The sequence below is a fragment of the Bradyrhizobium sp. NBAIM18 genome (assembly GCF_020193825.1).
Classification (GTDB): Bacteria; Pseudomonadota; Alphaproteobacteria; order Rhizobiales; family Xanthobacteraceae; genus Bradyrhizobium; species Bradyrhizobium yuanmingense.
Window position 1 is genome coordinate 1 of sequence record NZ_JADYVO010000043.1, and the last position, 14,857, is coordinate 14,857.

Genomic DNA, 14,857 nt, shown 5'->3' on the forward strand with positions numbered 1-14,857 from the left:
GGGCGGGTGGGCGTGTCACGGCCGGAATTGGCACTCCTGTTTTGCGACCTGGCGCTGCTCACGTGCCTCATCGTGATTCCCAATCCGTTCGGAGCCTCGTACTGGCCGGTCGCGATGCAGTTCCATTCCGGCAACTTCATCTATTTCTTCGTGCTGCTCGCGGGCGCCACATTGGCCTATACCTGGCGGACTGTGATTGCGGTCGGCATGTGGACGGCTGCGCTCTGGATCATCGGCATCGCCTGGGTGTGGTGGCAACCCGATCGCGATCCTGCGCTGACGGCCCGCATCGCGGCCGCAACAGGCAGCGATGAGCGCTTGTTTGCGATGATCTCGCCCAGCGAGATCGTGTTCCACGTTCGCATCCAGGAGATCGTCGTCTTCATGATCGTGGCCATGACCTTGGCGCTCGCGGTCCGCCGCAGCAACGACCTCTTGGTCCGGCATGCCGCGGTGGAGCGCGAGCGCGGCAACCTGGCGCGCTACTTCTCGCCCAATGTCGTGGCGGAATTGTCGAAACAGGACGAGCCGTTGAAGCAGGTGCGCACGCAACACGTCGCGGTGCTGTTCGTCGACATCGTCGGCTTCACGGCCTTTGCCGATGGACGCTCGCCGCAGGAGGTTGTGCGGACGTTGCGGGAATTCCACGGATTGATGGAGCAGGAGGTTTTCCGCCACAGCGGCACGCTCGACAAATATCTCGGGGACGGATTGATGGCGACGTTCGGCACGCCTTTCGCGGGCGAGCACGACGCCAGCAACGCGCTGCGATGTGCCCAGGCGATGATCGCGGCGGCGGAGAGTTGGAACGATCAGCGGGCAGCGTCAGGCGAGCCAAAGCTGCATGTGAGCTTTGGCTTGCATTATGGGCCGGTGGTGCTCGGCGACCTCGGGCAGACCTGTCTGGAATTTGCCGTGATCGGCGCGACCGTCAACGCGGCAAGCCGTCTCGAGGCCTTGACCCGCACCTTCGGCTGCGCGCTGGTGGCAAGTGACGACCTCGTCAGCCAGGCGAAGGCCGAGCTTGGCGGTGCAGCCACAACGTTTCAGTCATTGGAAGCGCGAGAGGCGCGGGCGGTCCGCGGCATTCAGCAGCCGATCGCGATCTGGACCCAGCCGCGCGGCGCGTAGAGCCGAACTCCCGCGGCCTCAGGAAACCAAACAAAAAGCCCGGCCAAACGGCCGGGCTTTTGATTGCTTGCGTTCGGGCCGGCTTACGCGGCCTCGTCGGCGACGGTGCTGTCGTCGCCATCGGTATCGTCGGTATCGCCCTCGGCATCCGTGTCAGCTTCGCCCTCGGCAGCTTCCGCCTTGGCATTGCGGCGCGGGCTCTTGGCGAGCTGCGCCTCGATCTCCTTGACCGCTTCGGTCTCGGTCGAGTGCTGCACCACCGCGATCTCGCGGGACAGCCGGTCGAGCGCCGCTTCATAGAGCTGGCGTTCCGAGTAGGACTGCTCGGGCTGCGATTCCGAGCGATAGAGGTCGCGCACGACTTCCGCGATCGCGACGATATCGCCCGAATTGATCTTCGCTTCGTATTCCTGGGCGCGGCGCGACCACATGGTGCGCTTGACGCGGGCGCGGCCCTTCAGGGTCTCAAGCGCCTTCTTGACCAGCGCCGGATCGGACAGCTTGCGCATGCCGACATTGGCGACCTTGGCGGTCGGCACGCGCAGCGTCATCTTGTCCTTGATGAAGTTGATGACGAACAGCTCGAGCTTCGCACCGGCGATCTCCTGCTCCTCGATGGCCAGGATCTGGCCGACGCCGTGAGCGGGATAGACCACGAACTCGTTGGCCTTGAAGCCCTGACGCTGGGTCACAACCTTCTTTTCCTCGACCTTCGGCGCAGCCGCGGGCTTGGCAGCCGGCTTGGCGGCGACGGGAGCCTTGGCGGGCGCAACGGCAACAGGGGCCTTCGTCGCGGCGGGCTTGGCAGCGGGGGCCTTGGCAGTCACAGGCTTGGCGGCAGCAGGCTTGGCGGAAGCAGGCTTGGAAGCGGTCGCTTTCGCGGCCGGTTTGGCAGTCTTGTTAGGCATTGCGCTTCTTTTGTTCTTCGAGGACTTTGCAGCCGGCGCCTTCGTCGCGGTCCGACCCTTGGATGCGCTACGGCTGGCCGCGGCGACTTTTTTGGCCTCCTTATGGGAAGCCCTCGCTGAAGTACTCTTTTTACGCGTTTTCTGTGACACAGCCTGCGCGCGGAAACTGCCACGCCCCTGTTTCGACATTTGGTTTCACGGGAACCCAGAGGGGCCAACGGGCTGACGGGGTTCGGCTTAATGTGCCCAATATAGCACATTTCCCGCAAAAATCAATGATTTAGGGGTCTTGAGGGCTGGTTTTCGGCGGCAGCGCCGCTATTAGGGTTAAGTTTGGGCGCGAATTAGTCCCCAGAGCCGGGGTTCGGAGAAAAATATTTCTCGAACTTGCCTTCCATGCCGTCGAATTCCTTGGCGTCGGCAGGTGATTCTTTCTTCTGGGTGATGTTCGGCCAGCTCTTGGCGTAGTCGGCGTTGACCTGGAGCCACTTTTCGAGGCCTGGTTCCGTGTCCGGCTTGATGGCGTCGGCGGGGCATTCCGGCTCGCACACGCCGCAATCGATGCACTCGTCGGGATGGATGACGAGCATGTTGTCGCCCTCGTAGAAGCAATCGACCGGGCAGACCTCGACGCAGTCGGTGTACTTGCACTTGATGCAGTTTTCAGTGACGACGTAAGTCATCCAACGCTCCGAAAAGCTCTTTTAGAAGTCGCGGCTTGCCTAGCGCGGATGGCCGGGCGCCGCAAGGTCGGGAAGGCCCGATCATGACGGCTTTGTGTGTTTGATCGATCAAGAAATGAATGCAAAGCGCAATTAGTTGCGCGTGCCGAGCTCCTCATAGAGCACGCGAGCCGAGGCGGCATCGCCACGGCGCTCGTTGAAGGCGGTGACCTTCAGCACGCGCACGGTGCGATCGAGCGCGATGGTGAGAACGTCGCCAAGCTTAATGGCATGGCCCGGCGATGTCTCGCGCACGCCGTTGACGCGGACATGGCCGGTGACGACGAGCTCGGCCGCGGAGGTGCGCGCCTTTACCACCCGCGCGTGCCACAGCCATTTGTCGATACGCTGCCGCTCGGTCGTCGTCGTCGTGGGATTACTCCTTCCGCCCCAGCTGCTCTTTCAGCGCGGCGAGCTTGGCGAAGGGCGAGTTCGGATCGATCGGACGATCGCGCTCGCGCGGGTTCGCGCTCGAGGCGTAGGGACGCAGCGAGGGACCCGACTCGCGATCACGGCGGTCGCGGCCCTTGTCGCGGTCGCGGCCGCGATTGTCGCGGCCCTTGTCGCGATCTCCGCCGAACTTCTTGTTGTCGCGGTTGCGATCGCGATCCTTGTCGCGGTCCCCCTTGCCCTGGAAGCTGCGATTGCGGTCGTCGCGACGCTCACCGCCCTCGCCGCCTTCACGCGGCTTGCGGAAGTCGCGGCCGCCATCGCGGCGATGGCCGCCGCCATGACGATGGCCCGGCTTCGCGCCGTCGGCGGCTTCGCCGGGCGCGGCGCTCGCAGCATCGGGTGCAGCGCCAGCCTCAGCGCCGGGCCGCGGACGCTGGTTGTGGTGACGCTGATGGCGATGGCGCTCATGGCGCGGCTTGCGATCCTCGTGACGGCCGGCGGGGCGCCAGACCTCGACCAGCTCGGGCTCGGCGGGTGCGACTGTTGCCTCAGGCGCGGCAGCATCGGGGGATGCAGCAGCTTCCGTCGCGGCGGTCTCGGCGGCAGCCGCTTCGAGGCCGGCAGCCTCGGCGGGCGTCGCAGCCTCTTCTGCGGGCGGCGCGATGCCAGGGGCGTCCTCGGGCGTGACGGGCGCTTCCGCAGACGCTTCCAGCGCCGGCTCCTCGTGAGCCTCCGCAGGAGCGGGCTCGTCGTGCGGCTCCATGCCGGGCGCGTCTTCCACGGTGACGGATTCGGCCGTAGCCTCAGCGGCCGGGGCCTCAGCCGGCAGGCCGGCAACGGCTTCCGCTGCAGCCTCGGTCGAGGTCTCCGCGTTGCCTTCAGCGGGCGGCGTCTCGGCCGCGACGGTCTCAGTGACGATCTGCTCGGTCACGACCTGCTCGGCGACCACAGGCTTTTGCGGCAGCGGCGGGCGCTTCTCCATGCGATAGCCGAGCGCGCGCAGCACGGAGGCAAAATCTTCGCCGGCAGATCCCGTGAGCGAGGTCATCGCCTGCGTGACCACGAAACTGCGGCCGTCGAACGCGCCGGCGGGCTTTTCGCCCGGCGAATTCTCGCGCCAGGCCAGCGCCGGGCGGATCAGGTCGGCGAGGCGCTCCAGGATATCGACGCGCACGGCGCGCTCGCCGGCCTGCTTGTAGCCGAGCACGCGATAGGCATCGCGCGGCAGCGCCTTGTCGACCGGGAACGAGGTGCGCCCTGAGGAGGCCAGATGCTGCGCGCCCGAGAGCGCGGAGAGATCGACATTGTCCTGCTTCAGCGCCCAGAGCAGCGCGGCGAGCGCACGCGCGGCGGGCTTGAGCAGGCCGGGGAAATAGATGTGATAGGCGCCGAAGCGGACGCCGTATTTGCGCAGCACGGCGCGCGAGGACTGGTCGAGATCCTTCAGCTCGCTGGCGATCTTCGGACGCTCAAGCACGCCGAGCGCCTCGACCAGCTGATAGGCGATGCCGCGGGCAATGCCGGTGACGTCCTCGGCCTTCGACAGCTCGAACATCGGCCCGAGCAGCTTTTCGATGTGCGTCTTGAGCCAGAGCTCGAGCCGCGCCTGCACCTTGTCGCGGGGCGCGCCGGTCAGGCGCTCGTCCGAGATGATGCGGATGCGCGGATGCAGCGCCTCGTCTGCGGCGGCAAGGCGCGCCACGGCATCGCCGGTCCAGCGGATGATGCCTTCGGAGGTGAGCACGAACTGCTCGTCCGGCGCATTTCCCAGCTTTTCGGCGCGCGCGTTGATCTCGCCGGCGAGCACTGCTTGCGCTGCAGCCTGCAAGGCTTTCGCATCGGAGCCGGCTTCCGCCGCATCCGGTGCAAAGGTGAAGCCATCGAGGCGGCCGATGACATGGCCTTCGACGATGACTTCGCCGGTCTTGCCGATTTCAGTATTCAAGCTCGTGTTCTCCCGCAGGCGGCGCATCAATACACTGGTCCGGCGATCAACGAAACGCTCAGTCAAGCGTTCATGGAGCGCATCCGATAATTTATTTTCGACCTCCCGCGCGATCCCCTGCCAGCGTTCCGGGTCTTTCAGCCAGTCCGGGCGGTTGGCGACGAAGGTCCAGGTGCGGATCTGGGCGATTCGGGCCGACAGCGTGTCGATGTCACCGTCGATGCGGTCAGCCTGGGTGACCTGGGACTCGAACCAGGCATCGGGAATGCAGCCCTTGCGCATCAGGAAGCCGTACAGCGTCGTCACCAGCTCGGCATGGGCGGCCGGCGACAGCTTTCTGTAGTCCGGGACCTGGCAGGCTTCCCAGAGCCGCTCCACGGCGGCCTTGCCATGCGCGATATCGCGCACCTCGCCGTCGCGGGCGGCGTGATCGAGCACGCGCATGTCCTCGGCGATCGGCGCGCGCGTCAGCGTCTCGTGGCCGGGAGCGAGGTTCAGCGAGACCTGGAGCGCGCCGAGCGAGGAGAAATCGAGCTTCGAATTGCGCCATTGCAGCACCTTCACGGCATCGAAGGTGTGGTTCTGCAGCGCGTTGACGAGCTCGGGCTCGAACGGCGCGCAGCGGCCGGTGGTGCCGAAGGTGCCGTTGCGGGTGGCGCGGCCGGCGCGGCCTGCTACTTGCGCGAATTCAGCCGGCGTCAGGCGGCGGAACTGGTAGCCGTCGAACTTGCGGTCGGAGGCGAAGGCGACGTGGTCGACGTCGAGATTGAGGCCCATGCCGACGGCATCGGTGGCGACGAGATAATCGACGTCGCCGTTCTGGAACATCGCCACTTGCGCGTTTCGTGTGCGGGGCGAGAGCGAGCCCAGCACCACGGCGGCGCCGCCGTGCTGGCGGCGGATCAGCTCGGCAATCGCATAGACTTCATCGGCCGAGAACGCGACGATGGCGGTGCGGCGCGGCTGGCGCGTGATCTTGCGGTCGCCGGCGAATTCGAGCTGCGACAATCTGGGCCGCGTGATCATGGACACGCCCGGCAACAGGCGCTCGATGATCGGGCGCATGGTGGCGGCGCCCAGCAGCAGCGTCTCGTCGCGGCCGCGGCGATTGAGAATGCGGTCGGTGAAGACGTGGCCGCGTTCGAGATCGGCGGCGATCTGGACCTCGTCGACGGCGAGGAAGGAGACGTCGATATCGCGCGGCATCGCCTCGACGGTCGAGACCCAAAAGCGCGGATTCTTCGGCTTGATCTTCTCCTCGCCGGTGACGAGCGCGACGCTGGCTTCACCGGCTCTGTCGGCAATCTTGTTGTAGACCTCGCGCGCGAGCAGGCGCAGCGGCAGGCCGATCATGCCCGAGGGATGCGCCAGCATCCGCTCGATGGCGAGATGGGTCTTGCCGGTGTTGGTCGGACCGAGCACCGCAGTGACGCCCGCGCCGGGGGCGCGCTCGGAAGCGAAGGGGGAGGAGGAGAAAGCCATGTCTATCGGATTAGGTAATGGCGATTTGGGCGAATGTCAGTGCTATCCGGGGCGGTGAGGCGACGCTGAGGTGTCGGCCATGTCCCCGAACGCTGGGGTGGGGGCCAAGCAATCCGCCGTCATGCCCCGGCTTGACCGGGGCATCCAGTACGCCGCGGCCCGTCCGCTCTGGCCGCGCCGCCTCGGGGTACTGGATCGCCCGGTCAAGCCGGGCGATGACACCGAGGGGGGTGTGAGAGCGCCCTCCCCAAATCCCGCGCAACTGTCTCACTTTGCGACGCTTTTCCCGTTCGCTTTAAGCTTCGGAACGACTCTAGAACGAATCGCGGCCGAATCGCTGACTCCCCTGTGAGTCCCGTTCCGTTCACGCAACATGTCGCGGGACTCGTCTTGGTTGCGCACTAGATGGAGTTTTGCTTGGGCGCACAAGCGACCGGGGTGGTTAAAGCTGGGGATGGGCTTGAGTCGAATCAGAATCGGGGAGGAGTCAAATGGATTCCCGTCTTCGTCATGCGCGGGCTTGACCCGCGCATCCATCGAAAGACGGGCTCTCGCGAAGGGATGGATGGCCGGGTCAAGCCCGGCCATGACGGCCTTCGGGACTTATGTTGCGAAAACAACCCCATGCACAGTAGGTAAGTGTTTGATTTTGCTTAGCCTGCTCCGAAGACTCGTCATTCCGGGGCGCGACGCAGTCGCGAGCTACGGTGCGCCGTTGCGCACCTGAGAATCCATCGTGAAACCGTCGCTGTAGCCTGATGGATTCCGGGTTCGCGCCAAGGGGCGCGCCCCGGAATGACGGCGGAGGGAGGAGGCGCGGCCGCGGCCAGCCTACTGCGTCTTGGCCACCCTTGGCGGCTGGGGGGCGGTGATGAAGCTGGTGGCTTCCAGCATGGCCGGGCCGAGCGGGGTCGGCACTTTCAGCCAGAACGGGACCAGGATGCGCGTGCCGGCGATGGGGGCGAACGCGATCTCCATGTTGCGCTGGGCGGCGAGGTATTTGATCACCGGGCGGTCCGGGATGTAGCCGGCGATGGGCACGAAATAGATCGCGCAGACCACGACCGGGCCCCTGTACCCCTTCTCCGCCTTCACGGTCTCCATGCGCTTGAAATCGAGCTTCAGCTCGTAGCGCATGCGGCCGTCGAACACCGGCGCGGAGCTGTGGCAGGCGTCCTGCGAGACGGGATCACCGGTGCCGGGCACGCGCAAGAGCGAAGCGGTCATGGGGTCCCAGACGCCGCGGCGGTGCGCCTCGGTGACGACGATACGATCAGGATCGACCGGTGGCTCCGGCAAAATGGCAAAATCCTTCACATTGCCCTTGTCGAGGGTGATGCGGATCTCTTCGGTCTTCTTCTGGGTGGTGGTCGAGGCCTGGTAGCCGGTCGCAACCAGCGCGCCACCAACGACGCGCCCCTGGCTGGCGCCGGTGCCGGACCCGCCCGTGAACGACTTCAAAAGCCCGGTGGTGCCGCCGGCGGCCGCCGCCGAGAACACGTCGTCCTGGATATCGATGTTCCAGGCGCCCTTGCCGACGGGAATGCCCGCCAGCGTCGCCTCATATTGCGCCTCGAGCTTGCCTTGCGCCGCCGCCGGCGCCACGCCGGACGCCAGGCCCAGCACCACCGCCAGGCCACAAAGCGCCATCAGCCGGCCGGCCGGAAGCAGACAGGCTGAGCGCAGGATTTGCGCGAAATGAAGCGTTGTCGGCACGAAATAATCCAATCAGAGCGCGATATGCTGTTACTTAAGCCAAAACCGGCGACAAACAATGTGTCGGGGCATGCAGCCCCGGGAACTCCACCGGACTCTTCGACGGCGAATACGCCCTTTATGTGATGGTAAGGCGCGACAATCATTGCCGTTTTGGTGATCGGCGGTAACGGGGGGCGTTCCGACCTCTCCCCACCTCCGCTGTCATGCCCCGCGAAGGCGAGGCATCCAGTACGCCGCAGCGCCTCTGGTCAGCCGCGCCGCCGCGGAGTACTGGATCGCCCGCCTTCGCGGGCGATGACACCGAGGCGGGGCACGAGATCCCGGGTTCGGGCTCTGCCCGCCCCGGGACGACGGGCCAAAAACGGCCCGTCGCCTTGACGCAAGGCCCCTTCCCCCCTATACGTCCGCCCGCTCCCGCAAGGACGAAAGAATTTGCCCCCGTGGCGCCGAAATGGCGGCCGCACTCGTTGGGGGTTCGAACTAAAGGATTTATGCCATGTCTCGCCGCTGCGAACTGACGGCCAAGGGCCCCCTCGTCGGCCACAAGGTCAGCCACTCCAACATCAAGACCAAGCGCCGCTTCCTGCCGAACCTCGTCAACGTGACGTTCATCTCGGAAGCCCTGGGCCGCAACGTGCGCCTGCGCGTCTCCACCAACGCGATCAAGAGCGTCGACCACAATGGCGGCCTCGATGCCTACCTGCTCAAGGCCAACGCCGACGCGCTCTCCCCGCGCGCGGTCGAGCTGAAGCGCGCCATCCAGAAGAAGGTCGGCGACACCCAGCCGGCCAAGCAGGCAAGCTGAGATTTTTCAGGATAGGGCGGGGGCTAAGTTGCGTCGCGTGGCGTAGGCTTAGCCGAGTAAGAGTTCGAGTAGCGGCCGGATCGGAAGATCCGGCCGTTTTTGTTTTTGCATCCCTCGATAACGCCCTCCCATTTTTCTGAGCGTATAGCCGGGAGCCCTCGCTCCTGATCTCAACAAAAGGCAATTCTTAAGCTACCATGCAACTTTTCGTTGTGTGGAGATTCAGAAATGGCCGTTGCTCCCCAATTGCTCGCAGATACCGTTTCCGCATTCAGCTGGTGTCAGGCCCGTCTCTTTTTTTAGTGGTATCCGGAAATGTAGTTTGGTAGTCCGTGCACTCATAAAGACCTAGAAGATCAGTACACAGCTGGGCGAGATCGGATGGCTGCACGTTAGAGCTAATTCTGAGATTGCTAGCACCGGTCGCGTGCTTAAAAAGGCTTTTGTATTCGGGTTTGACCTTGCCAGTCAGACGCCTGAGAATGGAGCTATCGCGATCAAATTCGAAAAGCGTAAGATCAGAGCCAATGGGAAGCTGGGTTCTCTGTCTTCGGCCAACACCAGGGTCTAGAGATTCAGTACCGCGGAGTTCTGCTGCGTCTACGCTGTTGAGCGTTACTTTCAGTCCAAAATCGTACTCATAACTGCTATCCTTGAGGTAGTGAGATACGTGACCAAATGACAGCACAAAGCAGCGTTTCTTGACTGCAAGAAAGACAAGAGCCCCTTTGCTCACCTGTGTAAGAGAACCATCTATTTCAAAATAGCTTTTCCACCACGGCGGATAAGGATCGCTGTCCAAAACGAACAGAGCTGCCCCATCTGGCAAAAGGCCCGCCGCAAAATCCTCGTCGAGCACATGATCTTCGACAAGGCTGTTAGTGGCATCGAATCCGGCCTTAAGAAGAAAAATTGAAAATGAGCGACTCTTCATCGCTTTCCTATGAGTTTCAAAAAAATAAGCAATATCTTAGGTCGCGCCGCGTCTCATCGGCAACCCGTAGTAATACGAGCAAGGACACGGCCTCGCTTGAATGACCGTGCTCGTGGGCCACAGACGGTGCCTCCACGTCGCGCCGTACTCATAATAAACTGGGCCAGTGAGAACTGGCTCCCCGAGTCTCTCCTCGCCGCCCCAAATTCCGCTATACTCGCCCCGGTAGCATCCCCCGGAGGCGCATCCCATGGAGACCGCGGCCACTTCCGACCATAAGCCCGCCGGCAAGCACCTCGTCATCTGCTGTGACGGCACCGGCAACGAGATCTCGGAGAACATCTCCAACGTCCTGAAGCTCTATCGCTGCCTGCGCAAGACGGACAAGACGTCGCCGCGACAGATGGCGCATTACGTCGCGGCGGCCGGCACCGCAGCGGCACCCGTAAACACCCCCCGCGCGCGTTAACCGTCCATTAACCAACGCACCCTAGCCTGCGGTAATCGTCCAGCCATCATTAGCTCGAAATGCCTTCCCGGTTCGCTCCAGGAGAAGCGCCGATGTGCGTTGAGTTGTTGACGTATGCCGATCTCGGTGCCCGCCTCAATGTCTCGCGCGAGGCCGCGCGGGCACTGGCGCGGCGTCGCCGCCTGCCGCGCTCGCGGTCGGGGGACGGCAAGGCGGTGGTGAGCGTCGATCTCGCCGCGCTCCGGTACACGCCCCGCCCGCGACGAGCCCGCCGGGAAGATCCCATCGGGGTCTCCCTGGCCAGGATCGAGGCGGTCAAGACCGAAGTGTTCAAGGCGGAGATCGCGCGGCTCGAATCCGTCGCAACCGCCTACAGGGTCGTGTTCGAGCGCGAGCGCGAACGTGCCGATCGCCTCGCCGTCGAGCTGACGCAGGCGACCGCCGAGACGACGGCCGCCAATGCATGGGCGGCACGACTGGAAGACGAAGTGGCGGCGCTGCGGAGCGATCGCCGCCCTGGCGGCTCGATCGCAGGACACGCGGCGCGCCGGTTGGGGCATCTGGCCGCCTTCATCGTGCAAGCAGACCGCGCGGCTAGAGCGCGATGAGATTGGGATGAATCGTCATCGCGCTCCAGGTTCTTGTTCGAGCATGATCTTTTCGGAAAACCGCTTCGCACTTTTCCGGATCATGCTTGCAGCTAGCACGCGAGACTTTCTTTAATCCCCGGCTTGCCGGAGCAATCGCGAGGGAAGAATGACTGGCAATACCGATATCCATGAAATGAAGGCTCGCATCGTCGTGTTCGGCGTCGGCGGCGCCGGCGGCAATGCCGTCAACAACATGATCACGGCCGGGCTGCAAGGGGTCGAGTTCGTGGTCGCCAATACCGACGCGCAGGCGCTGGCGATGTCGAAGGCGAAGCGCCTCATCCAGCTCGGCACGAAGGTGACCGCGGGCCTCGGCGCCGGCTCGCAGCCGGAGCTGGGACGCGCCGCAGCCGAAGAGGCGATCGACACGATCCGCGAGCAATTGACCGGCGCGCACATGGTGTTCGTGACTTCAGGCATGGGGGGCGGCACCGGCACCGGGGCTGCACCCATCGTCGCCAGAATCGCGCGCGAGCTCGGCATTCTCACCATCGGCGTGGTCACCAAGCCGTTCTACTTCGAGGGCCAGCGCCGCATGCGCTTTGCCGAAGCCGGCATCGAGGAGCTGCTGAAGACAGTCGACACCCTCCTGATCATCCCGAACCAGAACCTGTTCCGGGTGGCCAGCGAGAAGACCACGTTCGCCGACGCCTTCGCCCTTGCCGACCAGGTGCTTTACTCGGGTGTGGCCTGCATCAGCGACCTCATCGTCAAGGAAGGGCTGATCAATCTCGATTTTGCCGACGTCCTCTCCGTCATGAAGGAGAAGGGCAAGGCCATGATGGGACGGGGCGAGGCTTCCGGCGAGAAGCGCGTGCTCGCCGCCGCCGTGGCCGCGATCTCCAATCCGCTGATCGAGAATCCCTCGATCAAACGCGCCAGTGGCCTCATCATCTCCATCACCGGCGGGGCAAGGATCTCATGCTGTACGAGGTCGACGAAGCCGCGACGCGCATTCGCGACGAGGCCGACCCGGACGCCAATATCATCGTCGGCGCGTCGTTTGACGAAAGCCTAGAGGGCATCGTCCGCGTCTCGGTGGTGGCGACGGGTATCGATAATCTCGATCCGGCGCAGGCGCTACCAGTGGAAACCGCCCTCACCCAGCTCGCCGGCAGGCTGCGCAACGACGGCCGCCGCATCGCCGATCGCATCGAGCGCAGCGCCGTCCTGCCGCAAGCGGGAAGCCCGCCGCTCCGCCCGCAGCCGCACCACCCCGTGGGCCCACCGGCCAGGCCGGGCCTGGACCATGCGCGACAGGCGGCGCTTCAGCCGCTCGATGCTTACGGCCGCGCGCCTGCACGCAATGCGCCCGACGAGGCCGTTCTCGATATTCCGGCCTTCCTGCGCCGCGCGGCCAACTGAGCGGTCGGGGGAGCTACCTGCTCGGCAACCAGCGAGCCCAACAACGGCTCGTCAGCCCGGGGCGCGACGAAGTCGCGAGCCCGGGATCCATAACCACCATCGTGAGTATGGATTCTCAGGTGCACAATTGCGCACCGTAGCTCGCGCCAAGAGGCGCGCCCCGGAATGACAGGGTAGAGCGTGCGCAGCCTCCGAGGCTTCAGGCCGCCGTGCTGTGCGGCTTCTCCGCCGTTTCCTTCTTGTCCGTTTCCTTGTCGCGGGACAGCCAGGCCGGAAAGCGAAGCAGGCGTTCGTTGGTGTCCTTCGGCAGCTCGACGGGCGGCACTTCAACGGCAGAACTCGGCAAGTCCAGCGCCGCGTGGCCGGACCGCACCGCATCCGCGCGCTGATCCAGTTCACGCAACAGGGGATCGAGCACGCTGTCGACCTCGGTCGCCACCGACACCAGGAAACTATTGAGCTCGCGCGCCTCGGGCACAACGGCCGCAGCCGATTCGACCGCCCTGGAGAGACCGTCCACGACAGGTGCAAACGCTCCGGCGGCTTGCTTGATTCGCGTCTTGATCAGGTCGATCTCGCTCAGGACGCGCTCACGCTCCCGCCTTTTCTTCTCCTCCGAAAGGCGGGCTTCAATTTCGGCGATCTGGGCCGTCAGGGTCGTCGCTTCGGATGCGAGCGCATCGCGTCTGCCGCGCGCGCGATCGAGATCGCGGCTGAGATTGTCCACTAAGTCGTCCCTTGCGAACATGGCTTTGCTCCATAGGACAGGCGTTCTGCCCTGTAGGACGGCCTTGGCGCGAACCGCCAGCCTCGCGACCGACCGGATGGCCGGATCGACCGAAACAGGCATCAACTTCCGTCGCGTCACATGGGCCGACATGGTGATCCCCCATCGTCAACATTAGGCAACCGCATGGTTAACAAGAGGTTAATGTCAACAGGTCGTCTCCTCGCTGCCATCCGTTTCCGCTATACTCGCCCCGGTAGCATCACCCGGAGGCGCATCCCATGGAATCCGCAGCCACCACCGATCGCAAGCCCGAGCCGAAGCATCTCGTCATCTGCTGTGACGGCACCGGCAACGAGATCTCGGAGAACATCTCCAACGTCCTGAAGCTCTATCGCTGCCTGCGCAAGACGGACAAGACGCAGCCCAGGCAGATGGTGTTTTACGATCCCGGGGTCGGCACCATGACGGAGCCGTCGACCTGGGGGCGCTGGAAGGCCAACATCAAGCTGGTGTGGGGGCTCGCGACCGGCTACGGGCTCGATGACAACGTGCTGTCGTCCTATTGCTTCCTGGTTCAGCATTACGCGCCGGGCGACAAGATCTATTTGTTCGGCTTTTCGCGCGGGGCCTACACGGTGCGCGTGCTGGCGGGGCTGATCCACAAAATTGGTCTGATCTCGCCGGAGCAGGCGAACCTCGCAGGCAGCGGTCTCATCGCCTACAAGCAATATTCCGGCAGCGGGCGCGGCAACGACGTCGAGGATATCAAGAACATCGTGTTCGACGAGAGCGGGCCGCTGCCGAAGGACGAATTCGACCTCGCCGCGCAGTTCGCGCGCATCACCTCGACGCGCTGGCCGACCATCCATTTCGTCGGCGTCTGGGACACGGTGGCGAGCGTGATCGTGCCGCGCGCCGATCGCTTCTACTGGCCGAGCCTGGAGGAGCTCGCCTTCACACTGCGCGATCCCAGCATCAGGATCTTCCGGCAGGCGATCGCGATCGACGAGCGGCGGCGCATGTTCCGCCTGAAGCCCTACGCGGAGCCGCAGGAGTTCTGGAGCAACCGCTATGTGCCTGACGAGAAGAAGGTGCCGCAAGACATCATGCAGGTGTGGTTCGCCGGCGTGCATTGCGACGTCGGCGGCGGCTATCCGGAGGTCGAGAGCGGCGAGTCCAAATATCCACTGCTCTGGATGATCGACGAGGCCGAGAAGGCCGGGCTGAAGTTCAACCCGCGCACGGTGAACCAGCTCGCCTGGGGCATCCAGCGCAAGAACTCGCCGTTCACCTATGTCGAGCCGGCTTTTACCGGAAAGAGTGGCATGCTGCACGATTCCATGACGGCGGCCTGGCGCGTGCTGGAGTTCTTGCCGAAGCGCGCGAAGTACCGGGAATGGCCGGAGCGGAAAGTCTATTTCGGCTTCTACATCCCCGATGGCGAGCCGCGCCTGATCGCCGAAGGCGCGCATGTGCATGAGAGCGTGCTGAAGCGCATGGCGGTGGAGCCGGACTACCGGCCGGTGAACCTGCCGAAAGATTATGTGACGGTGCCGATGCCGGTGCCGCCGGGGGTGGATGTGGCGGCGGGGGCGGAGGTGGAG

General features: G+C 64.4%; 11 protein-coding genes and 2 pseudogenes. 6 read left to right on the top strand and 7 right to left on the bottom strand.

The genetic code is table 11. The annotated features are described in order from the left end of the window. A partial coding sequence (locus I6F17_RS36850) for an adenylate/guanylate cyclase domain-containing protein (protein WP_225190477.1) occupies positions 1-1,131 on the top strand: 1,131 nt, incomplete at its 5' end. 83 nt (positions 1,132-1,214) lie between these two features. Here the strand turns inward: I6F17_RS36850 and I6F17_RS36855 are convergent. The 5 genes from I6F17_RS36855 to I6F17_RS36875 all read right to left on the bottom strand — a co-directional run bounded on the left by I6F17_RS36855 (position 1,215) and on the right by I6F17_RS36875 (position 8,231). Next, positions 1,215-2,039: a CarD family transcriptional regulator gene (locus tag I6F17_RS36855; RefSeq protein WP_225132152.1), complete on the bottom strand. Its 825-nt coding sequence runs from the start codon at positions 2,037-2,039 to the stop codon at positions 1,215-1,217. A gap of 344 nt (positions 2,040-2,383) precedes the next feature. Beyond that, complete coding sequence (gene fdxA / locus I6F17_RS36860) at positions 2,384-2,722, bottom strand: ferredoxin FdxA (protein ID WP_018643465.1); 339 nt, start codon at positions 2,720-2,722, stop codon at positions 2,384-2,386. Between the two features lie 132 nt (positions 2,723-2,854). Then, positions 2,855-3,106 (bottom strand): S4 domain-containing protein, encoded by a 252-nt coding sequence (locus I6F17_RS36865; RefSeq protein ID WP_074447665.1) that lies wholly within the window; start codon positions 3,104-3,106, stop codon positions 2,855-2,857. A gap of 31 nt (positions 3,107-3,137) precedes the next feature. After that, positions 3,138-6,581: a helicase-related protein gene (locus I6F17_RS36870; RefSeq protein ID WP_225132153.1), complete on the bottom strand. Its 3,444-nt coding sequence runs from the start codon at positions 6,579-6,581 to the stop codon at positions 3,138-3,140. A gap of 831 nt (positions 6,582-7,412) precedes the next feature. After that, on the bottom strand, positions 7,413-8,231 hold the full coding sequence (locus tag I6F17_RS36875; RefSeq protein WP_225132158.1) for a DUF3108 domain-containing protein: 819 nt from the start codon (positions 8,229-8,231) through the stop codon (positions 7,413-7,415). A gap of 565 nt (positions 8,232-8,796) precedes the next feature. Between I6F17_RS36875 and rpmB the strand changes: the two genes are divergently transcribed. Further along, complete coding sequence (gene rpmB, locus I6F17_RS36880; RefSeq protein ID WP_036045358.1) at positions 8,797-9,105, top strand: 50S ribosomal protein L28; 309 nt, start codon at positions 8,797-8,799, stop codon at positions 9,103-9,105. Between the two features lie 271 nt (positions 9,106-9,376). Here rpmB and I6F17_RS36885 read toward each other — a convergent pair whose 3' ends face one another. Then, the gene (locus tag I6F17_RS36885) at positions 9,377-10,039 is read right to left on the bottom strand and encodes a TIGR04141 family sporadically distributed protein (protein ID WP_225132154.1); all 663 of its coding nucleotides are present in this window, start codon (positions 10,037-10,039) and stop codon (positions 9,377-9,379) included. A gap of 250 nt (positions 10,040-10,289) precedes the next feature. Between I6F17_RS36885 and I6F17_RS36890 the strand changes: the two are divergent. The 3 genes and pseudogenes from I6F17_RS36890 to ftsZ form a co-directional block, all read left to right on the top strand. Then, positions 10,290-10,445 (top strand): annotated as a pseudogene (locus I6F17_RS36890) (DUF2235 domain-containing protein); the annotation flags it as partial. Positions 10,446-10,600: 155 nt separating this feature from the next. After that, a complete protein-coding gene (locus I6F17_RS36895; protein WP_225132155.1) occupies positions 10,601-11,116 on the top strand; it encodes a hypothetical protein in 516 nt (171 codons plus the stop codon). A gap of 148 nt (positions 11,117-11,264) precedes the next feature. Then, positions 11,265-12,319: pseudogene (gene ftsZ / locus I6F17_RS36900) on the top strand (cell division protein FtsZ); the annotation flags it as partial. 403 nt (positions 12,320-12,722) lie between these two features. On the opposite strand, the gene I6F17_RS36905 reads toward ftsZ, so the two are convergent. Next, a complete protein-coding gene (locus I6F17_RS36905; protein WP_225132156.1) occupies positions 12,723-13,403 on the bottom strand; it encodes a hypothetical protein in 681 nt (226 codons plus the stop codon). Positions 13,404-13,531: 128 nt separating this feature from the next. Between I6F17_RS36905 and I6F17_RS36910 the strand changes: the two genes are divergently transcribed. After that, positions 13,532-14,857, top strand: a 1,326-nt coding sequence (locus I6F17_RS36910; RefSeq protein ID WP_225190478.1) for a DUF2235 domain-containing protein, incomplete at its 3' end; no start/stop codon positions are given.